The organism is Streptomyces sp. C36 (assembly GCF_040932295.1).
Taxonomy (GTDB): Bacteria; Actinomycetota; Actinomycetes; order Streptomycetales; family Streptomycetaceae; genus Streptomyces; species Streptomyces triculaminicus.
On record NZ_JBFQGI010000001.1, the window covers coordinates 1 to 23,439 of the forward strand.

20 protein-coding genes and 1 riboswitch are annotated in these 23,439 nt (G+C 72.1%); of the genes, 16 read left to right on the plus strand and 4 right to left on the minus strand.

Going from position 1 to position 23,439, the window contains the following annotated elements:
• Window positions 1–66 precede the first annotated feature (66 nt).
• The 10 genes from AB4K12_RS00005 to AB4K12_RS00050 all read left to right on the plus strand — a co-directional run bounded on the left by AB4K12_RS00005 (window position 67) and on the right by AB4K12_RS00050 (window position 10,437).
• Window positions 67–657: a CDP-alcohol phosphatidyltransferase family protein gene (locus AB4K12_RS00005; RefSeq protein ID WP_179199015.1), complete on the plus strand. Its 591-nt coding sequence runs from the start codon at window positions 67–69 to the stop codon at window positions 655–657.
• Between the two features lie 93 nt (window positions 658–750).
• Window positions 751–3,246, plus strand: coding sequence for a mannose-1-phosphate guanyltransferase (locus AB4K12_RS00010; protein ID WP_362258617.1), 2,496 nt, complete (start codon window positions 751–753; stop codon window positions 3,244–3,246).
• A 106-nt stretch (window positions 3,247–3,352) separates the two neighbouring features.
• Window positions 3,353–4,243: a DUF881 domain-containing protein gene (locus AB4K12_RS00015; protein WP_368432138.1), complete on the plus strand. Its 891-nt coding sequence runs from the start codon at window positions 3,353–3,355 to the stop codon at window positions 4,241–4,243.
• Complete coding sequence (locus tag AB4K12_RS00020; RefSeq protein ID WP_071964751.1) at window positions 4,240–4,572, plus strand: small basic family protein; 333 nt, start codon at window positions 4,240–4,242, stop codon at window positions 4,570–4,572. The genes AB4K12_RS00015 and AB4K12_RS00020 overlap by 4 nt, the downstream gene beginning before the upstream one ends.
• Window positions 4,573–4,656: 84 nt before the next feature.
• A complete protein-coding gene (locus AB4K12_RS00025) occupies window positions 4,657–5,646 on the plus strand; it encodes a DUF881 domain-containing protein (protein ID WP_368433106.1) in 990 nt (329 codons plus the stop codon).
• A 148-nt stretch (window positions 5,647–5,794) separates the two neighbouring features.
• Window positions 5,795–6,625 carry an FHA domain-containing protein gene (locus AB4K12_RS00030; RefSeq protein WP_362258965.1) on the plus strand — a complete coding sequence of 277 codons (831 nt, stop codon included), beginning with the start codon at window positions 5,795–5,797 and terminating at the stop codon, window positions 6,623–6,625.
• A gap of 43 nt (window positions 6,626–6,668) precedes the next feature.
• Complete coding sequence (locus tag AB4K12_RS00035; RefSeq protein ID WP_368432139.1) at window positions 6,669–7,448, plus strand: MerR family transcriptional regulator; 780 nt, start codon at window positions 6,669–6,671, stop codon at window positions 7,446–7,448.
• A 52-nt stretch (window positions 7,449–7,500) separates the two neighbouring features.
• A complete protein-coding gene (locus AB4K12_RS00040) occupies window positions 7,501–7,974 on the plus strand; it encodes a bifunctional nuclease family protein (protein ID WP_086574146.1) in 474 nt (157 codons plus the stop codon).
• A 203-nt stretch (window positions 7,975–8,177) separates the two neighbouring features.
• Window positions 8,178–8,819, plus strand: coding sequence for a MerR family transcriptional regulator (locus tag AB4K12_RS00045; protein WP_086574148.1), 642 nt, complete (start codon window positions 8,178–8,180; stop codon window positions 8,817–8,819).
• Between the two features lie 124 nt (window positions 8,820–8,943).
• Window positions 8,944–10,437, plus strand: a complete 1,494-nt coding sequence (locus tag AB4K12_RS00050; RefSeq protein WP_368432140.1) for a DNA polymerase IV — start codon at window positions 8,944–8,946, stop codon at window positions 10,435–10,437.
• Here the strand turns inward: AB4K12_RS00050 and AB4K12_RS00055 are convergent.
• A complete protein-coding gene (locus AB4K12_RS00055) occupies window positions 10,347–10,763 on the minus strand; it encodes a PRC-barrel domain-containing protein (RefSeq protein ID WP_368432141.1) in 417 nt (138 codons plus the stop codon). The genes AB4K12_RS00050 and AB4K12_RS00055 overlap by 91 nt on opposite strands.
• A gap of 91 nt (window positions 10,764–10,854) precedes the next feature.
• Window positions 10,855–10,963, plus strand: a riboswitch (glycine riboswitch).
• A gap of 189 nt (window positions 10,964–11,152) precedes the next feature.
• On the opposite strand from AB4K12_RS00055, the gene gcvP reads away from it, so the two are divergent.
• Window positions 11,153–14,038 (plus strand): aminomethyl-transferring glycine dehydrogenase, encoded by a 2,886-nt coding sequence (gene gcvP, locus AB4K12_RS00060; RefSeq protein ID WP_368432142.1) that lies wholly within the window; start codon window positions 11,153–11,155, stop codon window positions 14,036–14,038.
• A gap of 161 nt (window positions 14,039–14,199) precedes the next feature.
• Here gcvP and AB4K12_RS00065 read toward each other — a convergent pair whose 3' ends face one another.
• Together AB4K12_RS00065 and AB4K12_RS00070 are read right to left on the minus strand one after the other, a co-directional pair.
• The gene (locus tag AB4K12_RS00065) at window positions 14,200–14,406 is read right to left on the minus strand and encodes a DUF5999 family protein (RefSeq protein WP_179199082.1); all 207 of its coding nucleotides are present in this window, start codon (window positions 14,404–14,406) and stop codon (window positions 14,200–14,202) included.
• 311 nt (window positions 14,407–14,717) lie between these two features.
• Window positions 14,718–15,305, minus strand: a complete 588-nt coding sequence (locus AB4K12_RS00070) for a hypothetical protein (RefSeq protein WP_368432143.1) — start codon at window positions 15,303–15,305, stop codon at window positions 14,718–14,720.
• 488 nt (window positions 15,306–15,793) lie between these two features.
• Here AB4K12_RS00070 and AB4K12_RS00075 point away from each other — a divergent pair, with 488 nt between their 5' ends.
• Entirely contained in the window at window positions 15,794–17,293 is a 1,500-nt protein-coding gene (locus AB4K12_RS00075) for a glutamate-cysteine ligase family protein (protein WP_086571116.1), read from the plus strand.
• A gap of 66 nt (window positions 17,294–17,359) precedes the next feature.
• Window positions 17,360–18,235 (plus strand): CPBP family intramembrane glutamic endopeptidase, encoded by an 876-nt coding sequence (locus AB4K12_RS00080; RefSeq protein ID WP_368433107.1) that lies wholly within the window; start codon window positions 17,360–17,362, stop codon window positions 18,233–18,235.
• 48 nt (window positions 18,236–18,283) lie between these two features.
• Here AB4K12_RS00080 and AB4K12_RS00085 read toward each other — a convergent pair whose 3' ends face one another.
• Entirely contained in the window at window positions 18,284–19,099 is an 816-nt protein-coding gene (locus AB4K12_RS00085) for a PhzF family phenazine biosynthesis protein (RefSeq protein ID WP_368432144.1), read from the minus strand.
• A 166-nt stretch (window positions 19,100–19,265) separates the two neighbouring features.
• Here AB4K12_RS00085 and AB4K12_RS00090 point away from each other — a divergent pair, with 166 nt between their 5' ends.
• The 3 genes from AB4K12_RS00090 (at window position 19,266) to AB4K12_RS00100 (ending at window position 23,306) form a co-directional block, all read left to right on the plus strand.
• Window positions 19,266–21,545 carry a glycoside hydrolase family 3 N-terminal domain-containing protein gene (locus AB4K12_RS00090; protein WP_368432145.1) on the plus strand — a complete coding sequence of 760 codons (2,280 nt, stop codon included), beginning with the start codon at window positions 19,266–19,268 and terminating at the stop codon, window positions 21,543–21,545.
• A gap of 152 nt (window positions 21,546–21,697) precedes the next feature.
• Window positions 21,698–22,228 carry a Clp protease N-terminal domain-containing protein gene (locus tag AB4K12_RS00095; protein WP_368432146.1) on the plus strand — a complete coding sequence of 177 codons (531 nt, stop codon included), beginning with the start codon at window positions 21,698–21,700 and terminating at the stop codon, window positions 22,226–22,228.
• A gap of 55 nt (window positions 22,229–22,283) precedes the next feature.
• Entirely contained in the window at window positions 22,284–23,306 is a 1,023-nt protein-coding gene (locus AB4K12_RS00100; protein WP_368432147.1) for a DMT family transporter, read from the plus strand.
• Window positions 23,307–23,439: the final 133 nt, after the last annotated feature.

The window sequence follows — 23,439 nt, forward strand, 5'->3', positions numbered from 1 at the left end:
TCCCAACTCGGCTGGGGGTAAAGTCATGGGACATCGTTGGTACATATCCCCACAGGAGGCCCCCGGGTGGAGGTCCAGGAGACGCGCGTACAAACCGACCGCGTCCTCACCATCCCGAACATCCTCAGCATGGCGCGCCTGGTCGGCGTACCCCTCTTCCTGTGGCTGATTCTTCAGAAGCACGACGGATGGGCTCTGGTCGTCCTGGCCCTCAGCGGCGTCAGCGACTACCTCGACGGCATGCTGGCCCGGCGCTGGAACCAGATCAGCAACCTCGGCAGGCTGCTCGACCCGGCCGCCGACCGGCTGTACATCCTCTCCACCCTCTTCGGCCTGACGTGGCGTGAGATCCTTCCGCTCTGGATCACGGTCGCGCTGCTCGCCCGCGAGGCGATGCTGCTGGTCATGGTGTGGATCCTGAGGCGCCACGGCTATCCGCCGCCGCAGGTGAACTTCCTTGGGAAGGCCGCGACCTTCAACCTCATGTACGCCTTCCCGTTGCTGCTTCTCAGTGACGGAGAGGGCTGGTTGTCGTCGCTCGCCGCGATTTTCGGATGGGCGTTCGCCGGATGGGGTACAACCCTCTATTGGTGGGCAGGGATCCTCTATGTGGTTCAGGTCCGCCGGCTGGTCAAGGCGGACGCCACGGCCGACTGATCTCGCCGTGGCCCCGAGCGTTCCGGGGCCTGACCGAAGTCGAGGCGTGAAAGTCGGCAAAGACCGTCGTCTCTCAAGGAGGACGCTTCCGACATGAAGGCCGTCGTGATGGCCGGTGGCGAAGGAACCCGACTTCGCCCCATGACCTCGAGCATGCCCAAGCCGCTCCTGCCGGTGGCCAACCGGCCGATCATGGAGCATGTGCTACGGCTGCTCAAGCGGCACGGGCTCACCGAGACCGTGGTCACCGTGCAGTTCCTCGCCTCCCTCGTGAAGAACTACTTCGGTGACGGCGAGGAACTCGGCATGGAGCTCTCCTATGCCAACGAGGAAAAGCCACTCGGCACCGCGGGGAGCGTCAAGAACGCGGAAGAGGCGCTCAAGGACGACGCCTTCCTGGTCATCTCCGGCGATGCCCTCACCGATTTCGATCTGACCGATCTGATCCGTTTCCACAAGGAAAAGGGCGCCCTCGTCACGGTCTGCCTCACCCGGGTGCCCAATCCGCTGGAATTCGGCATCACCATTGTCGACGACGAGGGCAAGGTCGAGCGGTTCCTGGAGAAGCCCACCTGGGGCCAGGTCTTCTCCGACACCGTGAACACGGGCATCTACGTCATGGAGCCGGAGGTCTTCGACTACGTCCGGCCCGACGTCCCCGTCGACTGGTCGGGCGATGTCTTCCCGCAGCTGATGAAGGAAGGCAAGCGCGTCTTCGGCTATATCGCCGAGGGCTACTGGGAGGACGTCGGCACCCACGAGAGCTACGTCAAGGCCCAGGCCGATGTGCTCGAGGGCAAGGTCGATGTCGATCTCGACGGCTTCGAGATCTCCCCGGGGGTCTGGGTCGCCGAGGGTGCCGAGGTGCATCCCGACGCCACCCTGCGCGGCCCGCTCTACATCGGCGACTACGCCAAGGTCGAGGCCGGCGCCGAGATCCGTGAGCACACCGTCGTCGGGTCCAACGTCGTCGTCAAGTCCGGCGCCTTCCTGCACAGGGCCGTGGTCCACGACAACGTCTACGTCGGTCAGCAGAGCAATCTGCGCGGCTGTGTCGTCGGCAAGAACACCGACATCATGCGGGCCGCCCGGATCGAGGACGGGGCCGTCATCGGGGACGAGTGCCTGATCGGCGAGGAATCGATTATCCAGGGGAACGTCCGCGTCTACCCGTTCAAGACGATCGAGGCGGGCGCCTTCGTCAACACGTCCGTCATCTGGGAGTCCCGGGGGCAGGCGCATCTCTTCGGCACCCGGGGCGTCTCCGGCATCCTCAATGTGGAGATCACCCCCGAGCTCGCCGTGCGGCTCGCCGGCGCGTACGCCACCACGCTGAAGAAGGGGGCGACGGTCACCACGGCGCGTGATCACTCCCGTGGCGCGCGGGCGCTCAAGCGCGCGGTGATCTCCGCGTTGCAGGCGAGCGCGATCGACGTGCGGGACCTGGAGAACGTACCGCTGCCGGTGGCCCGGCAGCAGACGGCGCGGGGCAGCGCTGGCGGGATCATGATCCGCACCTCGCCGGGCGTGCCGGACTCGGTGGACATCATGTTCCTCGACGAGCGAGGCGCCGACCTCTCCCAGGCGGGGCAGCGCAAGCTCGACCGGGTGTACGCCCGCCAGGAGTACCGGCGGGCCTTCCCCGGGGAGATCGGCGACCTGTCCTTCCCCTCCAGCGTCTACGACTCGTACACGGGCTCGTTGCTGCGGTCCGTGGACACCACCGGAGTCGCCGAGGCCGGGCTCAAGGTCGTCGTGGACGCCTCGAACGGCAGCGCCGGGCTTGTTCTGCCCAGCCTCCTCGGACGGCTGGGGGTGGACGCGCTCACCATCAATCCCGGGCTCGACGAGGCACGTCCGACCGAGACCGCGGACACGCGCCGTTCGGGGCTGGTGCGGCTCGGGGAGATCGTGGCGTCGGCGCGGGCGGCGTTCGGGGTGCGGTTCGACCCGGTGGGGGAGCGGATCTCGCTCGTCGACGAGCGCGGGCGCATCGTGGAGGACGACCGGGCCCTGCTGGTGCTGCTGGACCTGGTCGCGGCCGAGCGGCGCAGCGGGCGCGTGGCGCTGCCGGTGACGACGACGCGTATCGCCGAGCAGGTGGCCGCGTACCACGGCACGCAGGTGGAGTGGACGACGACGTCGCCGGACGACCTGACGCGTGTGGGCCGGCAGGACTCGACGATCTTCGGCGGGGACGGCCGGGGCGGGTACATCATCCCGGAGTCCAGCAGCGTCTTCGACGGTACGGCCGCGTTCGTACGCCTCATCGGGCTGGTGGCGCGTACGCAGCTCACGCTCAGCCAGATAGACGCGCGGATTCCCAGGGCTCATGTCCTGCGCCGTGACCTGGCGACCCCTTGGGCGGTGAAGGGCCTCGTCATGCGGCATGTGGTGGAGGCGGCCGGGGATCGTTCGGTGGATACGACGGACGGTGTGCGCGTGGTGGAGGCCGACGGACGCTGGGTGATGGTGCTGCCCGATCCTTCCGAGGCCGTGACGCACCTGTGGGCGGAGGGGCCTGATGACGCCTCCGCCCAGGCGCTGCTGGACGAGTGGTCGGCGGTCGTGGACGGCGCCGGGCGCTGACGGCGGGAAGGGCGTCGTCTCCTGAGGGTCGCGGAGTGTCCCGGATCTGTCCCGGATCCGGCACGCCGGTGGGGCCATTGGGAGACGACGCCCCCGACGTGCGACGATGTGCGGCATGTCGCAGCAGCCCCCCGTTCGGAGCACCTCCTCACCGCCGCCGCGTCCCGACGCGTCGATGTCGCTGCTGACGAATGCCATGCATCACAGCCTCGACGAGGGGTACGCGGAGGCGGCGGCCAGACGTGCCGAGGGAGGCAAGGGGCTTCCCGGCACCCTGCGGGCGAAGTTGGGTCTGGCCGGTGCTCTGTTGCTGGCCGCCGTGGTGGTGACGCTGGGTGCGGCGCAGGCGCAGATATCGGCACCGACGCTGGCCAAGGAACGCGAACAGCTGATCCAGCGGATCGAGAGGGAGACGTCGGCCGCGGATACGCTCCAGCGGAACGTCGACTCCCTGCGTTCGACGGTGGGCGGCAAGCAGCGCGACGCGCTGCGGAAACATGGTGGGGACAAGGCCGAGTTGGTGTCCCTGCTGGCCGGTGCGACTCCGGTGCACGGGCCGGGGGTCAAAGTGGTCGTCGACGACGCGAAACAGTCCAAAACCAGCGGCGGTGGCCCGCGTGAGAGCACCGGGTTCTCCGACACCGGACGGGTGCGCGACCGTGACATGCAGCGCATCGTCAACGGCCTGTGGCAGTCCGGCGCCGAGGCGATCGCGGTCAACGGGCAGCGCCTGACGTCGCTGTCGGCGATCAGGGCCGCGGGGGACGCCATACTGGTCGACAACAAACCGCTGGTGCCGCCGTACACGGTGCTGGCGGTCGGGAACGGGCAGCGGCTGAGCACCGCTTTCCAGGACAGCGCCGACGGACAGTATCTGCATGTGCTGCAGCAGAACTACGGGGTCCGCGCCAGCATTTCCGCTCAGGACGAGGTCCGGCTGCCGGCCGCGCCGAGTCTGATCGTACGCATCGCAAAACCAGGGAAGGGCACATCGTGATCGCCGTATTGGGCCTCATCGTGGGAGTCGTGGTCGGACTGGTCGTCCGCCCCGTGGTGCCGACGGCGGTCGAGCCCTACCTGCCCATCGCCGTCGTGGCGGCGCTGGACGCGGTGTTCGGGGGCCTGCGGGCGATGCTGGACGGGATCTTCGACGACAAGGTCTTCGTGGTGTCGTTCCTGTCCAATGTGGTGGTGGCCGCCCTGATCGTGTTCCTGGGCGACAAGCTCGGCGTCGGCGCGCAGCTGTCCACCGGTGTGGTGGTCGTCCTGGGCATCCGCATCTTCTCCAACGCGGCCGCCATCCGGCGGCACATCTTCCGGGCGTGAGACCGAATGAGCACTGACGACACCCCGGACAAGTCCGGAGCGCAGGACCGGCCCGAGGGGCCGGAGGGGACGGAGAAGTCCCCGATGTCCGAGGGCGGCAAGAAGCCGGAGAAGCCGGCGGGGCGCGAGGAGTCCCGGCCGGAGGAGCCCGCCGGTGAGTCCGGCGGGACCGCCGGGGAACCCGGGCCGCGGCCGCGTCCGGAGCCCGCAGCGAAGCCGGAGCCCGAGGCGGAGCCCGAAACGGAATCCGAAGCGGAGCCCGGACCGGAACCCGAGGGGGAGCCGGAGCCGGTGGCCGGCCCCGGCCCCCAGCCCGTCGAGCCGTCCGCGGGGGAGCCCGGGGCGGCGAAGCCGTTGACGGGACGTCAACGGCTGGCGAACGGGCTGTGGCCGCCCAGGCTGACGCGGGCCCAGCTGACCGTGGCGGTGCTGCTGTGCGTGCTCGGCCTCGGCCTGGCCATCCAGGTCCGGTCGACCAGCGACAACAGCGCGCTGCGCGGTGCCCGGCAGGAGGACCTCGTACGGATCCTGGACGAGCTGGACAACCGCACCAAGCGGCTCGAGGACGAGAAGCGCCGGCTGGAGAACCAGAAGACACAGCTGGAGAGCAGCTCCAACCAGGCCGCCGAGGCCCGTAAGCAGACGGCGCAGAAGGAGGACCAGCTCGGCATCCTCGCCGGTACGGTGGCGGCGCAGGGGCCGGGCATCGAGCTCACGGTGAGCGACGGCAAGGGGGCCGTCGAGGCCGACAAGCTGCTGGACACCATCCAGGAGCTGCGGGCCGCGGGCGCGGAGGCGATCCAGATCAACGACGTCCGCGTCGTCGCCGACACCTACTTCTCGGGCTCCGCCGGAAAGGTGGAGATCGATGGCAAGAAGGTGTCGCAGCCCTATAAGTTCAAGGTCATCGGCAAGCCGCAAGACCTGGAGCCCGCACTGAACATCCCCGGTGGTGTGGTGCAGACTCTGGAGAAGGAGCAGGCCGGGGTCAGCGTCTCCCGGTCTGAGAAGATCATCGTGGACGCCTTGCGCCCGGCGAAGCGGCCTGACTACGCTCGGTCGTCATCGCAGTGAGACGGGCGCCCAGGCGGGGCCCATGGGGAGGGCGGGAGGTTGCGGGGGGTCGGCGCACCAAGTTCGGGGCGCGTCATGGAAACTGTCTGTTGACCTCGGACGTTGTAGAGATGTCCAGGTCGGACGGTGTGTGCAGCAAGGGTTTGTCCTGCCCCACGGGCGGGTCTGTAGCGGTCAAGGGGAATCGCCCGTGAAGTTGTTTGCGAAGTTGTTCGGCAAGAGCGCACGCCAGGACGGCGGCGGCGCACGGCATCGGGCGTCGGGCCCGGTGGACGGCGGCGAGGGGGCCCAGGAAGGGCGTCCGCTGTTCCGGGACCAGGTGGATGCGCACGGCGTACCGGGTGGCGACATTCCGGGCGCTCAGGGCGCGTCCTCTGTTGACCCTGCCCAGGCGGGGCGCATAGGTTTCGGGGCACCAGCGACCTCGAGTGCGGGTGGAGGGTTTGCCTTGCCGGTCTGTACGAGGTGTGGCCACCGGAACGGCGAAGCCAGCCGGTTCTGTTCCAACTGCGGTGCGCCGCTGCGGCCGGGTGCCGTGGCCGAGCGCGCGTCGGAGACGACCTCGACCATCTCCATCTCCGGTCTCGAGGCGTACGACTCCGAGACCACCGGCCAGACGGCGATCCCGGCGCTCTCGCCCGAGGCGCAGGCCGCCGTCGACGCGCTGCCGCTGGGCTCCGCCCTGCTGGTGGTGCGCCGGGGTCCCAACTCCGGCAGCCGTTTCCTGCTGGACGCCGAGGTCACCACCGCGGGTCGTCACCCGCAGAGCGACATCTTCCTCGACGACGTCACCGTCTCGCGCCGGCACGTGGAGTTCCGCCGGGAGCAGGACGGCTCGTTCACCGTCACCGACGTCGGCAGTCTCAACGGCACCTACGTCAACCGCGAGCAGATCGACTCGGTCGCGCTGTCCAACGGCGACGAGGTGCAGATCGGTAAGTACCGTCTGGTCTTCTTCGGTGGCCAGCGGGGCATCTGACCCTCCCCCGGACCGGGTCCGGGGGGATCTCCAGGGAAGGGCCATGCTTCGAACACCGTCGGGCGGCACCGGGTCCTCCGGTGCCGTCGGCGCGGAAGGCCGGCTGATGAGCATCGGCACGGTGCTCAATGTGCTGCGCGAGGAGTTCCCCGAGGTCACCATCTCCAAGATCCGGTTCCTGGAGTCGGAGGGCCTGGTCGAGCCCCGGCGCACCCCGTCCGGCTACCGCAAGTTCAGCGCGGAGGACGTGGAGCGGCTGGGGTACGTGCTGCGGGTGCAGCGCGACCACTACCTCCCGCTCAAGGTCATCCGCGAGCAGCTGGACGCCCTGGCCCGTGGTGAGCGCGTGCAGCTGCCGGCTCCCGCCCAGCCGCGGGACGCGCTGGACCTCGTGGAGGGCCTGGAGGGGGCCGCGGCGCCCGACGGGGACCACAGTGGCCCCGAGGGCCCCACCCTCACCCGCATCAGCCGTGCGGAGCTGCTGGCCACCGTGGGCGCCACCGAGGCGGAGCTGGCGGAGTGGGAGTCGTACGGCCTGGTCGTCCCTCATCCGGACGGCGGGTTCGACAGCGATTCCACGACGACCGCCCGGCTCGTGGCGGACCTGGGTCGTTTCGGCCTGGAGCCCCGGCACCTGCGGGCCGTCAAGGCGGCCGCCGACCGCGAGGCCGGCCTGATCGAACAGGTGATCGCGCCGCTGCGCAGGCACCGCAATCCGCAGACCAGGGCGCACGCCGAGGCCACCGCCCGCGAGCTGGCCGCCCTCTCCGTTCGACTGCACGCCGCCCTGGTGCGCGGGGCCCTGCACCTGCGGGGACAGTGACCGCGGACGGCCCGACTACCCAAACCTGCCGGGCACGGCCTAGGGTTGCTGTGTGAACGAGCTCGATGTCGTGGGCGTCCGGGTGGAAATGCCCTCCAACCAGCCGATCGTGCTCCTGCGGGAAGTGGGAGGCGACCGTTACCTCCCGATCTGGATCGGACCGGGGGAGGCGACGGCGATCGCCTTCGCCCAGCAGGGCATGGCGCCTGCCCGCCCGCTGACCCACGACCTGTTCAAGGACGTGCTGGAGGCGGTCGGGCAGCAGCTCGCCGAGGTCCGGATCACGGACCTGCGCGAAGGCGTGTTCTACGCGGAGCTCGTCTTCGCCAGCGGTGTGGAGGTCAGCGCGAGGCCTTCCGACGCCATAGCGCTGGCGCTGCGCACCGGAACGCCGATCTACGGCAGCGACGGGGTGCTGGACGACGCGGGGATCGCCATCCCGGACGAGCAGGAGGACGAGGTGGAGAAGTTCCGCGAGTTCCTCGACCAGATCTCGCCGGAGGACTTCGGCAGCGGCAATCAGTGAGACCCCGGACGGTCCTCGAGGACCGTCTCTCGACCGGGGCGTCGCCGGGCGATACGAGCCCATTCGAGTAGCTTTTCCCGCTACGCGGACACGTGAAACCACTCTCAGGGTGATTATCACTCGGCGTGCCGAGTGTGGCGATCGTTGACGCACCCCGAGCGACTGCCTACCGTCGAGAAGGCAGGTCAAGGACGGAGGTCGGCGTGAGAAGCACGGGCGACGGTACGGCGGTCGGCGGTCCGTATCCGCTGCATGGGGGAATGGTCGAACCAGTGCCCCGTTATTCCGCCACGCCAGCGGTCACCACTCCGCGGGGGCGGGACTCCGAAGGCGAGAGCGCCTCGCGTGGTCCGGACAGCATCGGTTATCGGGGGCCGACCGCGTGCGCCGCGGCCGGCATCACCTACCGGCAGCTGGACTACTGGGCGCGTACGGGGCTCGTGGAGCCCAGCGTGCGGCCCGCGTACGGCTCGGGCAGTCAGCGGCTCTACAGCTTCCGGGACGTCGTGGTCCTGAAGATCGTGAAGCGGCTGCTGGACACCGGTGTCTCGCTGCAGAACATCCGCACCGCGGTGCAGCATCTACGGGCCCGGGGCATGGACGACCTGGCGCAGATGACGCTCATGAGCGACGGCGCCACGGTGTACGAATGCACCTCGCCCGACGAGGTCGTCGACCTCCTCCAGGGCGGGCAGGGGGTCTTCGGGATCGCCGTGGGCGTGGTCTGGCGCGATGTCCAGAGCGCGCTCGCGCAGCTGCACGGCGAGCGCGTGGACACGGGCGAGACACTCGTGGGCCACAACCCCGCCGACGAGCTCGCCCGCCGCCGCAACCGGGCGGGATAAGGCTCTCGGAGCGACGTCGAAGCGCCCCCGCCGGGTGCCGTGAGGCATCCGGCGCGGGGCGCTTCGACGTGCTCCGGACCGGCGGAAAGCCCGATTGTCAGTGGTGTGCGGGAGCATCGGTCGTGTGAGGGGTGTGCCGACGATCCTGCATCTGGACATGGACGCTTTCTACGCTTCGGCGGAGCAGGCGGCCAAGCCGAGCCTGCGCGGAAAACCGGTGGTCGTCGGCGGCATCGGCCCGAGGGGCGTGGTGGCCACGGCGTCGTACGAGGCGCGGGTCTTCGGCGTGCGGTCGGCCATGGCCACGGCCCAGGCCCGCCGGCTCTGTCCGAACGCCGCCTACCTCACCCCGCGGTTCGGTCTCTACCAGCACGTCAGCCAGGTCGTCATGGAGCTCCTCCGGGAGCTGTCGCCGCTGGTGGAGCCGCTGAGCCTCGACGAGGCGTTCGTGGACCTCGAGGCGGGCGGCGTGGAGCCCACGCCCGCGGCCGTGCGGGCGGTGGGGGAGAGGCTGCGCCGCGACATCGCCAGGGCCACGGGACTCACGGGATCGGTGGGGCTCGCCGGCTCCAAGATGCTCGCGAAGATCGCCTCCGAGGAGGCCAAGCCCGACGGCCTGCTGCTCATCGAGCCCGGCACGGAGCTGGAGATCCTGGGCCCGATGTCCGTGCGCGCCATCCCGGGCGTCGGCCCCGCCACTGCCGAAACGTTGCGGCGGGCGGGGATCACCACCGTGACCGAGACCGCCGAGGCGGGCGAGGACGAGCTGGTGCGGCTGCTGGGCCGGGCGCACGGCGGGGGCCTGTACGCCCTGGCCACCGGCCGTGACGACCGGCCCGTCGTCGCCGAGCGCGACGCCAAGTCCGTCTCCGTGGAGGACACCTTCGCCGAGGACCTCACCGACCGGACCCGGGTCGAGCTGGAGCTCGCCCGCCTCGCCGACCGGTGCGTACGGCGGCTGCGCGGCGCCGGGCGGTCCGGGCGCACGGTCGTCATCAAGGTGCGGAGCTACGACTTCTCGACGCTGACCCGCTCCGAGACGCTGCGCGGCCCCACCGACGACCCGGCGGTCATCCGCGAGGCGGCCGCCCGGCTGCTCGAGGGCGTGGACACCACGGCGGGCGTGCGGTTGCTGGGCGTCGGCGTCTCCGGGCTCGCCGACTACACCCAGGAGGACCTCTTCGCCCAGGCGGCGAGCACCCCCGACGAGACGCCGGAGGCGCCGGCGGACGAGGCGGGCGAGAGCGCCGGCGCCCAGCGGCCGGCGGATCCCGCCCCGCCCCGGCGGTGGCTCCCGGGCCTGGACGTCCGGCACGCGGAGTACGGGCCGGGATGGGTGCAGGGCAGCGGCCTGGGGCGGGTCACCGTCCGCTTCGAGACGCCCTGGTCGACGCCGGGCCGAGTGCGGACCCTCGCCGTCGACGACCCGGCGCTGGAGCCGGCGGAGCCGTTGCCGCTCGTACGGGACACCTACGGGCCGGACCCGGTGCATCACGGCGGCCCGGTGGATCACGGCGGACCGGCGGATCAGGACGGCCCGGAGGGCGTCCCCGGCTCCGGGGGCTCGCCGGAGTCCGCCGGCGCCGGGGCCTGCGGTGCGGGCAGCTCGAGGCCGTAGTGCCGGTAGAGCCGCAGCTCCTGCTCGGGGGAGAGGTGGCGGCCGACGCCGAAGCCCGGCGCCCCCTTGATCAGCGCCCGTTCGTAGGGCACGTGCAGCACATCGTCCTCGACACGGCTGGGCGCCAGCGGCACGAACGCGTCCCGGCCGAACAGACCGGTGCGCACCGCCGCCCACTCCGGCTCCCCGGTCGCGTCGTCGAGGTACACCTCGTCCACGGTGCCGATCTTCGAGCCCTCCCGGTCGAAGACCTTGCGCCCGATCAGGCTCCGCGGATCGATGTCGCTCCGCACGATTCCTCCCTCGGCTCCTCCGCCCCCGGACATCGCCCTGACACCACGAAAGTGCACAAAACCGGAACCGGCCACTCGGGAGAACCGCTCGGAAAGACGCGCTGGTAGGCTGGCGAATGGCCGCAGACCCCGTGCGGGAGAGTCCTCCTCGAGGCCCACAAGGGCACCGGCGAGGCGCCGAAGGAGCAAATCCTCCCCGGAATCTCTCAGGCACCCGGTACCGCACGGACGAGGTCACTCTGGAAAGCAGGGCGGGCCCAGGTCAGGCACCTCACCGAAGCCCCTCCTCACCGACGGTGAAAGTCGGGTCGTCCGCCATGGCCCGGTGAAGCTCTCAGGTTGAGATGACAGAGGGGGAGGCCGTCCGGGTACCCGCGCCGTGGTACCCCTCGCAGGTCGTATTGACCAGGAGGCCTCCGCAGATGAACGCCCACCGCATCGCTCTCTCCGACCTTGAGCGTGGCACGCCCTTCGAGGCCCGCCACATAGGGCCCGATGGCGAGGCCCAGGCCAAGATGCTCGCCCAGGTCGGCTTCGGGTCGCTCGACGAACTCACCGCCGCCGCCGTGCCGGACGTGATCAAGAACGCCGAGGCGCTCGACCTGCCCGAGGCCCGCACCGAGGCCGAGGTCCTCGCCGAGCTGCGCTCCCTCGCGGACCGCAACGAGGTCCTCGCCCCCATGATCGGCCTCGGCTACCACGGCACGTTCACCCCGCCGGTGATCCTGCGCAACGTCATGGAGAACCCCGCCTGGTACACGGCCTACACGCCGTACCAGCCGGAGATCTCGCAGGGCCGCCTCGAGGCGCTGCTGAACTTCCAGACGGTCGTCGCCGACCTCACCGGCCTGCCCACCTCCGGCGCCTCCCTGCTCGACGAGGGCACGGCCGCCGCCGAGGCCATGTCGCTCGCCCGCCGGGTCGGCAAGGTCAAGGGCGGGGTCTTCCTCATCGACGCCGACGCCCTGCCGCAGACCATCGCCGTGATCGAGACCCGCGCCGAGCCCACCGGCGTCGAGGTCGTCGTCGCCGACCTCTCCGCGGGCATCCCCGACGAGATCGCCGAGCGCGGCGTCTTCGGCGTCCTGCTGCAGTACCCCGGCGCCTCCGGCGTCGTGCGCGACCTGCGCCCGGTCATCGACCGCGCCCACGAGCTCGGTGCGATCGTCACCGTGGCCGCCGACCTCCTGGCGCTGACCCTGCTCACCTCGCCCGGCGAGCTCGGCGCCGACATCGCGGTCGGCACCACCCAGCGCTTCGGCGTGCCCATGGGCTTCGGCGGACCGCACGCCGGATTCATGGCCGTCCGCGAGAAGTTCGCCCGCAGCCTCCCCGGCCGCCTCGTCGGCGTCTCCGTCGACGCCGACGGCGACAAGGCCTACCGCCTGGCCCTGCAGACCCGCGAGCAGCACATCCGCCGCGAGAAGGCCACCAGCAACATCTGCACGGCCCAGGTGCTCCTCGCCGTCATGGCCGGCATGTACGCCGTCTACCACGGTCCCGAGGGCCTGGCGGGCATCGCCCGCCGCACCCACCGCTACGCCACGCTCCTCGCCGAGGGCCTGCGGGCCGGCGGCGTCGAGGTCGTGCACGGCGGCTACTTCGACACCCTCACCGCGCGCGTGCCCGGCCGGGCCGCCGAGGTCGTCGAGGCCGCCCGCGAGCGCGGCGTCAACCTCCGGCTGACCGACGCCGACCACGTCGGCATCGCCTGCGACGAGACCACCGACCGCGCCCGCCTGGCGTCGGTGTGGGCCGCGTTCGGCGTGGAGGCCGACGTCGAGGCACTCGACGCGACGACCGCCGAGGCCCTGCCCGAGGGTCTGCTGCGCACCGACGAGTACCTCACCCACCCGGTCTTCCACCAGCACCGTTCCGAGACGGCGATGCTGCGCTACCTGCGTCGCCTGGCCGACCGCGACTACGCGCTGGACCGGGGCATGATCCCGCTCGGCTCGTGCACCATGAAGCTCAACGCCACCACCGAGATGGAGCCGGTGACCTGGCCCGAGTTCGGTGCGCTGCATCCCTTCGCGCCCGTCGAGCAGGCCGGGGGCTACCTCACCCTGATCACCGAGCTCGAGGAGCGCCTCGCCGAGGTCACCGGCTACGACAAGGTCTCCATCCAGCCCAACGCCGGCTCCCAGGGCGAGCTCGCGGGCCTGCTGGCCGTCCGGGCGTACCACCGGGCCAACGGCGACGACCAGCGCACCGTCTGCCTCATCCCGTCCTCCGCGCACGGCACCAACGCCGCCAGCGCCGTGATGGCCGGCATGAAGGTCGTCGTCGTCAAGACCGCCGACGACGGCGAGGTCGACGTCGAGGACCTGCGCGCCAAGATCGAGCAGCACCGCGACGAGCTGTCCGTGCTGATGATCACCTACCCGTCCACCCACGGCGTCTTCGAGGAGCACGTGGCCGACATCTGCGCGGCCGTGCACGACGTGGGCGGCCAGGTGTACGTCGACGGCGCCAACCTCAACGCGCTGGTCGGCCTCGCCAAGCCGGGCCGGTTCGGCGGCGACGTCTCGCACCTGAACCTGCACAAGACCTTCTGCATCCCGCACGGCGGCGGCGGCCCGGGCGTCGGCCCGGTGGCCGTCCGCGCGCACCTCGCCCCGTACCTGCCCAACCACCCGCTGCAGCCCACCGCGGGCCCGGAGACGGGCGTCGGGCCGATCTCGGCCGCGCCGTGGGGCTCCGCGGGCATCCTGCCGATCTCCTGGGCGTACGTCCGCCTCATGGGCGGCGAGGGCCTCAAGCGCGCCACCCAGGTCGCCGTGCTGGGCGCCAACTACATCGCCAAGCGCCTCGAGCCGCACTACCCCGTGCTCTACACCGGCCCGAACGGGCTGGTCGCGCACGAGTGCATCGTGGACCTGCGGCCGCTGACCAAGGCGACCGGCGTGAGCGTGGACGACGTGGCCAAGCGCCTGATCGACTACGGCTTCCACGCGCCGACCATGTCGTTCCCCGTCGCCGGCACGCTGATGATCGAGCCGACGGAGAGCGAGGACCTCGCCGAGCTGGACCGGTTCTGCGACGCGATGATCGCCGTCCGCGCGGAGATCGAGAAGGTCGGCTCGGGCGAGTGGGACAAGGACGACAACCCGCTGCGCAACGCCCCGCACACCGCCGCCTCGGTGGCCGGCGCGTGGGAGCACCCCTACACCCGCGAGGAGGCCGTCTTCCCGGCCGGGGTGTCGGCGGCCGACAAGTACTGGCCGCCGGTGCGGCGCGTCGACGGCGCCTACGGCGACCGCAACCTGGTCTGCTCCTGCCCGCCGCTGGACGAGTACGACGGCTGATGACGACCGACGTCGGCCGCCACGGCTGACGTCATGGGCCCGGACACGGGTCGGGGCCGGTTCGGCGTTCGCGCCGGGCCGGCCCCTTTATGTGCTTTCTGTGCCTGTGGTGCTGCTCGTGCTGCCGTGGGTCATGCCGTGACGTGCCGCGTGGCGCGCCGCTAGGCGGCGGTCACCACGTGGTCGGTGCCCAGGGGCCGGTGCGGGGCGATGATCTGCCCGTCCGGCAGCAGCTCACCGGTGTCCTCGAAGCAGAGGACGCCGTTGCACAGCAGGCTCCATCCCTGCTCCGGGTAGGCGGCCACGAGATGGGCGGCCTCCCGGTCGGCGGAGTCGGCTGACGGGCACGTGGGCTGGTGCTGGCACATGGAAGGGATCTTTCGCTCTGTTGTGGTGGCTGTCCTGCGGCTCGATGCGGTGGTCATGCCGCCCCCCGTAGTGATTCGTCGGTCGGTCCCAGTGTTGCCCTACGGGCGTTGTTCCGCAGGCATTTCACCGTGACGCTCCTCACAGGAGGATGACGCGTCACCCATGCGGGCGGTTGCTTCCAACTCCGCAGTCCCTTTGGGGGGTTCGGCATGGCCGGGGTGGGCTAGTCCGGTGGGGTGAGGGTGGGGACAGAGATGCGCCCCGCGCCTCCTCGGACTGCGGGGGCGCGGGGCGGGTGGCCGGCGTCGGCTCAGGCGGTCGCCTTGAGTTGGGGTCCGGGGGCCAGCCGGAGGGTGAGGACGGGCAGCAGATCGCCGACCCGGTGGGGGCGGTGCGCGGCGATGCCCGGCGGCGCGGGGGCGAGGGGCACGAGGAGGTCGCCCGGCGCGAAGAGTTCCGAGGCGGCGTCGGCCGTGATGTCGGCGTGCAGCCAGAGGGTGAGCATGTAGAGCTCGGGCACCGACAGCAGCCGCGGCTGGTACGGCGTCGTCAGCGCCTCGGCCTGCCGCAGGGCCAGTTGGGTGGAGGCGAGGTAGGGGCCCTCGAAGAAGTGGGAGAACGCCCAGCCGTCGGGCGTGGGCCGCGCCTCGCCGGCGGCCACCGCCCGCCCGTCCTCCGCGATGAGGAAGCGCCAGCCCGAGAGCCGGGTGCGGGGCGTCCCGCCGCGCGCGGTGACGCGCTCCAGCACATGGACGGGCAGCGGGAGTTCGGCGGTGAGCGGAGTGCGGGCGGACCGCAGGGAAGGTGTGCGGGCCTCGCGGACGGCGGCGGGGGAACCGAGGGCCGTGAGGACGCTGCTGAGGGCAGGAGCGGGCGCAGGGGGGACATGCAGCGGCATGGTGAGTCGCCTCTCGCTTGGGAGACACACGGTGGAGCTGGGCAGGTGCGACGACGCTGTCGGCGAGCGGAACGGGGTCAGAGGGGGGCCGGACCGACTCCGGGGACGCCTACTCTCTGCCTCATTACGGAGTTTATACGACACGTGTTCACACAGTGTTTCGCCTAGCTGTCCGCAGCATTTCCGACAAGGGGAAATCAGGGCGCGTTCGGAGGGTGATTTCGGTGATTTTGCGGCCTATTTGCGAGCGTGACCTCGGCGTCCCCGTCGCATACGGTAGGCCGGATCTCATCGGTGTTTATCACCAGCGCATTGCACCGCAGTCGGGTCTCCCCGTTATGCCGACGGAATGTGCCGGAGTGCGCTCGGGGGAAGCCTACCGGGTATGCGCTCGCCGCGAGGCGTTATGGATCGTCCCGTCTGGGCATCATCGACCGTGACAAGGCGGGCGGCGCCAGAGGCGACCCGGTTGAGGGAGGGACGCTTGAATGGGTGAGAAGGTCGCGGCCATGGGGTTCGACCTCGCCGACCGCCGGCGGTACCGGGACAAGCTCCGGCAGTGCCTGGAAGGGTTGGCGAGGCTGCTGGAGGAGAAGCGGTTCGATCGCCCCCGGAATCTCATGGGGCTGGAGATCGAGCTGAATCTCGCGGGCTCCGACGGCATGCCGAGCATGGTGAATGCGGAGGTGCTCGAGCGTATCGCGAGCGGGGATTTCCAGACCGAACTCGGGCGGTTCAACCTGGAAGTGAACATCGTCCCGCACCGGCTGTCGGGGCGGGTTCTGGACCAGCTCGCGGAGGAGATGCGCACCGCCCTGTCGTACGCCGACCGCAGGGCCATGGAGGTCGATTCCGGAATCGTCATGATCGGGATTCTGCCGACGCTGACCGGCGCCGACCTGGTGTCCGCCAACCTCTCCGCGGCCGACCGCTATTTCCTCCTGAACGACCAGGTGGTGGCCGCCCGTGGCGAGGAATTCACCATCGACATCGCCGGGGTCGAGCACCTGACCTGCACCGCCCGCTCCATCACCCCCGAGGCCGCCTGCACCTCCGTCCAGCTCCATCTTCAGGTCACCCCCGGCCGGTTCGCCGCCGTGTGGAACGCCGCGCAGGCCGTCGCCGCCGCGCAGATAGCCGTCGGCGCCAACTCGCCGTTCCTCTTCGGGCGGGAGGTGTGGCGCGAGTCCAGGCCCCCGCTGTTCGTCCAGTCCACCGACACCCGGCCGCCCGAGCTCCAGGTCCAGGGCGTGCGGCCGCGCACCTGGTTCGGGGAGCGCTGGATCACCTCGGCGTACGAGCTGTTCGAGGAGAACCTGCGCTACTTCCCGCCGCTGCTGCCCATCTCCGCCGACGAGGACCCGCTGCGCGTGCTGGACGAGGGCGGGGTGCCCTGGCTGCACGAACTCACCCTGCACAACGGCACCGTCTACCGCTGGAACCGCCCGGTCTACGGCGTCGCCGACGGCGTCCCCCACCTGCGGGTGGAGAACAGGGTGCTGCCCGCCGGGCCCACCGTCACCGACGTCATCGCCAACACCGCCTTCTACTACGGCCTGGTCAGGGCGCTGGCCGAGGAGTCCCGGCCGGTGTGGACCCGGCTGCCGTTCGAGGTCGCCGCCGAGAACTTCGACCTCGCCTGCCGCCACGGCATCGACGCCGTGCTGCGCTGGCCCCGGCCCGGGCGCGGCGGCACCCCGGCGCGGGTTCCGGCCGTGCGGCTCGTACGGGACGAGCTGCTGCCGCTGGCCGCGGCCGGGCTCGACGCCTGGGGCGTCGAGCCCGCCGACCGCGACCACTACCTGGGAGTCATCGAGGAGCGCTGCCGGCGCGGGGTCAACGGCGCGTCCTGGCAGGCGGACACCTACCACCGGGCGCTGGAGCGCGGACTGGACCGCCGGTCCGCCCTGGCCGCCACCACACGCCGCTACTGCGAGCTGATGCGCACCGGGGAGCCGGTGCACACCTGGCCGACGGGCATCGCCTGACGCGGCCCGCCGCACCCCCTGTTCGTACCGGCCCAGGTCGTCGGGCAAGCTGTGACGACCGTGACCATGGGCAGGCGGGAGACGAGGGTGCGGCACAACGCTCCAGACGGTGAAGCGGGCGCCGGGACGACGGCGCCCGGCGAAGGGCCGTCCGGTGGCGGGCCGTCGGGCGGCACCGGGCTGTCCCGGCGGACCCTGCGCGCGGAGATACTGATCGTCCTCGCGCTCTCGCTCGGCGCCAGCGCGTTGTCGTCGCTGATCAGCTTTGTCGGCGCGGCCACCCGGCCCGGCGGGCTCAAGGACCAGGCCGCCACCCTCAACGCCTCGCACGCCCCTGGCCGGCCCTGGCTCGACCTCGCCTGGCAGGTCTTCGGCATCACGACCGCGCTGGTGCCCGTCCTGCTCGTCGTCCACCTCCTGGCGCGCGAGATGCCCGAGGGCGGCGCCCTGCGGGCCATCGGCCTCGACCGCGGCCGGCCGGGCCTGGACCTGGCCCGCGGCGCGGGCCTCGCCGCGGCCGTCGGCGGCAGCGGGCTGCTGTTCTACCTCGCCGTACTCGCCGCGGGCTTCAACCTGACCGTGGTGCCGGAGAACCTGCCCGACGTGTGGTGGAAGCTGCCCGTGCTGATCGCCTCGGCCCTGCAGAACGCCGTGCTCGAGGAGGTCGTGGTCGTCGGCTATCTGCTGCGCAGGCTCGGGCAGCTGGGCTGGACGCCGGCCGCGGCCCTGGCCGCGAGCGCGGTGCTGCGCGGCTCGTACCACCTCTACCAGGGCATCGGCGGCCTGGTCGGCAACATGGTGATGGGCGTGGTGTTCGTCCTGTGCTACCGCCGGTGGGGGCGGGTGGGACCGCTGGTCGCCGCGCACGCGCTCATCGACATCGTGGCGTTCGTCGGCTACGCGCTGCTCGCGGGCAAGGTGGCCTGGCTGCCCACCGCCTGACCCGCCCCCGGTCGGCCCCCCGGCCTGGTCCGCCGTGGCCCGGTCCCGCTAGGCGAGCAGCTCGCCCTCGATGACGGTGACGGCCGAACCGGTCAGCAGCGTACGGTCGCCGCGCAGCGCGGTGCGGACGAGGCCGGTGCGGGCGGAGGCCTGCAGGCCCGCGAGATCGTCGCGGCCCAGCCGGGCGGACCAGAAGGGGGCCAGCGCGGTGTGGGCGCTGCCGGTGACGGGGTCCTCGTCGATGCCCACGTTCGGGAAGAAACAGCGCGAGACGTAGTCGTAGCCGCGCGCAGGGTCCTCGGCGGGGGCGGTGGCGATGACGCCCCGGCGGGAGGTGCGGGCCAGCGCCGGGAGGTCCGGGGCGAGGGCGCGGACGGTCTTCTCGTCGGCCAGCTCCACCAGCAGGTCGCCGATGTGCTCGCTGGTGTCGAGGACCCGCAGCGGCGTCGTGCCCAGCGCCTCGGCCAGCCCGGGGACGGTGATGGGGGTGAGCCGTGAGGTGGGGAAGTCCAGGGTGATCCGGCCGTCCTCGTGGGCGGTCGCGGTCAGCACGCCGCAGCGGGCGGTGAAGCGGACGGTTCCGGTGGCGAGGCCGGTGGCGTGCAGGACGTGTGCCGTGGCGAGCGTGGCGTGGCCGCACATGTCGACCTCGGTCGTGGGGGTGAACCAGCGCAGCGCCCAGTCGGCGTGCGGCGTGCCCTCGGGGAGGCGGTGGGCGAAGGCGGTCTCGGAGAGGTTGACCTCCGCGGCGATCTGCTGGAGCCGGTCGTCGGCGGGGAAGGCGCCGGTGTCGAAGAGCAGGACCCCGGCGGGATTGCCCGCGAAGGGACGGTCGGTGAAGGCGTCGACGATGCGGATCTTCATGGCTGGAGCGTAGAGGCCCGAAGGAGCCACTAGCCATGGCCAATTATTGGAAACTGGACTGATGTGTGGCCTGCCGGACGGATCCCCGCCGCTCCGCCGGGGTTCCTTGACCGTCCGTCAGGACCTGCCAGACTCCGGAGGGGGCCGACAGAAACGGAGCCCGGCCATGGCCCCGCGCCCCCGCCTCGGACGCCCCGCCGCCGCACTCGCGGCCGTCGCCGTCTGCGCCGCCCCGCTCACCGGCTTCCCGGCCGGGGCGGGCGGCGAGCCCCTCTACCGCGACGCGCGGGCCGGAGTGGACGACCGCGTCCGCGACCTGCTGGGCCGGATGACGCTCGAGGAGAAGATCGGGCAGATGGCCCAGATCGCCGTCGTCCGGCTGCAGGGCGACTGCCGCGAGAGCGGCGGCGAGCTCACCGAGGCCTGCCTGAGGACCGTGCTCCGCGACCACGCGGTCGGCTCGGTGCTCTCCGGCGGCGGCATGGGCCCGCCGGTGAACACGCCGCGAGCCTGGGCCCGCATGGTCAACGCCGTACAGAAGTACGCCCTGGACCACAGCCGGCTGCGCGTTCCCGTGCTCTACGGCGTCGACGCCGTCCACGGCCACCACAGCGTCCTCGGCGCGACCGTCCTGCCCCACCAGCTCGGCCTCGCCGCGGCCTGGGATCCGGAGCTCGTGCGCGACTGCGCCGGGGCCACCGCCCGGGCCGTCGCCGCGACCGGCGTCGACTGGAACTTCGCCCCCGTGGCCGACCTGGCCCGCGACCGGCGCTGGGGGCGCTACTACGAGACGTTCGGCGAGGACCCGCTGCTCGCGGGCGCCCTGGCCGCGGCGGCCGTGCGCGGGACCGAGGACGCGCACGGCGCCAAGGACGTCGCGTCCACCGTCAAGCACGTCGGCGGCTACTCCGAACCCGCCAACGGCCACGACCGGGTGCCCGCCGACGTCTCCCCGCGCTACCTCCAGGACACCCTCCTCGCCCCCTACCGCACGGCCGTCGAGGCCGGGGCGAAGAGCGTGATGGTCAACTCCGGTGCCGTCAACGGCGTGCCCGCGACCGCCTCCCGCCACCTGCTGACCACGATCCTGCGGCAGCGGTGGGGGTTCACCGGGGTCACCGTCAGCGACTGGCAGGACGTCCGCGCGCTGTGGACGACGTACAAGGTGGCGGCGGACTATCCGCACGCGATCGCCCTCGCGGTCAACGCGGGGGTGGACGTGGCGATGGAGCCCTACGAGGCCGGCGAGTTCACCGAGGGGCTGCGCGCCGCCGTCCAGGGCGGACTGGTCTCCCGGCGGCGGATCGACGAGGCGGCCGGACGCGTCCTGCGGCTGAAGTTCACGCTCGGGCTCTTCGAGCGGCCGTTCACCGACGCCGAGCGGGCGGACGGGGAGGTCCTGGGCGCGGCCCAGGACACGGCCCGCCGGGCCGCGGCGAGCTCGCTGGTGCTGCTGCGCAACGAGAGGAACGTCCTGCCGCTCGGGCCGTCGGCCAGGAGGATCGTCGTCGCCGGATCGTACGCGGACGACATCGCCGCCCAGACGGGCGGCTGGACCGTCGGCTGGCAGCGGGTGCCCGAGGGCGTGACGGTGCCCGGTACGACCGTGCTCGCGGGCATCGAGGCGGCCGCCCCCGCCGGAACCCGCGTGGTGCGGGCCCGCGACGCCGCCGACGCGGTGCGGCAGGCCCGTACCGCGGACGCGACCGTGGTGGTCGTCGGCGAGCGGCCGGCTGCCGAGGGCGAGGCCGACAGCCCCCGGCCGGAACTCTCGCCGGACCAGCAGGCGCTGGTGAGAGCCCTGAAGGAGACCGGCCGGCCGGTCGTCGTGGTCGTGATCGCCGGGCGCCCCCTGGCGCTGGGCGAGGCGGCCGGCACCGACGGGCTGCTGATGTCCTGGCTGCCGGGCACCGAGGGCGGGCACGCCGTCGCCGGCGTGCTGTTCGGCGGCGTGAACCCCGGCGGGCGGCTGCCGGTGTCCTGGCCCCGCCGGACCGGCAACGAACCGCTGTACTACCAGCAGCTGCCGGGCACCAACGCGGGCGCGGAGTCCACGCACGACGTGGCGTACGACTTCGGCGACGGCCTCTCCTACACCACCTACCGCTTCGAGGACCTCGGGCTGGAGGAGGCCACCGTCCCCGCCGGACGGGACGCGCGCGTGACGGTGCGGGTCGCCAACACCGGCGGGCGCGACGGCGATCTGGTCGTACCGGTGTACGTCTCCCGGCCGGTGAGCCGGGTCCTGGCGCCCCGGCGTCGGCTGGTGGCCTTCACCAGGACGCGCCTGAGGGCGGGGGAGTCGCGCACGCTGCGTCTCACCGTCCCCGCCCGGGCCCTGGAGGTGACCCCGGGCGACCTCGACGGAGCGGGGACGCCGCGCGTCGAACCCGGCACGTACACCATCGTCGTGGGGGCGCGCACGACCACGCTGACGATCACTTAGGGCGCACTGGACGGCCCGCGCGCCCCTGAGACGGGCGGGGCATCCCTCCTTCTGAAGGATGACGAGCCGACCGGCACCCCCAACCGGCGTCGGATGCCCGAATGCAACCCTCCGGGGATGCTCCCATCACACGGGACTGATGGGGTGGGAAGGTGCAAAGCCGTACACCAGCCGACACCGCACGGGCCGGGGCCGCGAGCGAGCTTCCGCTGAGCGCGGAGCTGGCCGCGGCGGTCTCCGGTGCCCGCAGGCGCGCCGCGCGCGACGGCGACCGCCAGGCCGACACCGCCCACCTGCTGCACACCCTTCTGGAGGCCGACCCCGAGACGCGCGGCGCCTTCCACGACGGGCCCGCCCAGGTCGCCCGGCTGCTCGGCTACCTGGTCCAGCGCACCATCGGCTACGGCCTGCGCTGGAGCGACTCCGTCGAGGACTCCGTGACCCCGCCCGGGCCGGCCGGCGCCGGGGTGCCCGGCTGGTCGCCGGCCGCCGCCGGCGCCATGCGGTACGCCCGCGACCGGGCCCGCTCGCGCGGCGCCGGCCGGGTCGAGGGGCTCGACCTGCTCGCCGCGCTGCTGCGCGACCCCCGCTGCCGGGCGGTCGACGTGCTGCGCCGGGCCGGCGTCGACACCGCCGCGCTGGCCGCCGGACCGGCGTGGCACGCCTGCCCCGAGTGCCGCTGATCACGACAGGACCATCGCTAGTGACGGTCATGTCCATTGCTGCCATGATGCACCGATGCAAGCAACTCCTGGGAGAAGCACGGGTCTGGGCCTCGCCCTGACGTCCGCGCTGGCGTTCGGTGGATCGGGTGTGGCGGCCAAGCCGCTGATCGAGGCGGGGCTGGACCCGCTCCATGTGGTGTGGCTGCGGGTGGCCGGCGCCGCCCTGGTGCTGCTGCCGGTCGCCTGGCGCCATCGCGCCCTCCTCATACGCCGGCCCGCGCTGCTCGCGGGCTTCGGGCTGCTGGCCGTCGCCGGCGTGCAGGCCTGCTACTTCGCCGCGATATCCCGGATTCCGGTGGGCGTCGCCCTGCTCCTGGAGTACCTCGGGCCGGCGTTGCTGCTCGGCTGGGTGCGGTTCGTCCAGCGACGCCCGGTGAGCCGGGCCGCGGCGGTGGGCGTGATCCTCGCGGTGGCCGGCCTCGCCTGCGTCGTCGAGGTGTGGTCGGGGCTCGGCTTCGACGCCCTGGGCCTGGTGCTGGCCCTGGGCGCGGCCTGCTGCCAGGTCGGCTACTTCGTGCTGGCCGACCACGGCGCCGGCGGCGAGACCCCCGCCGACCCCTTCGGCGTCATCGCCTACGGCCTGCTCATCGGCGCCCTGTTGCTGACCGCCGTCGCGCGCCCCTGGGAGATGGACTGGGCGGTGCTGGGCGGAGCCGCCGAGATGAACGGCACCGAGGTGCCGGCCGCGCTGCTGCTGGGCTGGGTGGTGCTCGTCGCGACGGTGGTCGCCTACCTCACCGGCGTGCTGGCGGTGCGTCGCCTCTCCCCGCAGGTCGCCGGAGTCGTCGCCTGCCTGGAGGCCGTCGTCGCCACCGTGCTGGCCTGGGTGCTGCTGGGCGAGCACCTGTCCGGGCCGCAGCTCGTGGGCGGTGGACTGGTGCTGATGGGCGCCCTCATCGCCCAGAGCTCCACGCCCAAGGCGGCGTCGGCGGAGCCGGTGGCCGGGGGAGACGGGCCGGCCGTGATCGACGGGGACGGGGCGGTCGCGGGGGTGCCCGGTCGGCGGGAGTTGTCCGGCGACACCCGCCCGGCCTAGTCTGACGATCATGCCGATGACTGTTCTGCCGCCTCCCGCCGCCTAGCGCGGGCGGCTGCTTCCGGAGGACCGGAGCCGGGGAGGACGACCTCCCCGGCCGATCGTCGCTGCCCGCAGACGGGATCACACGATC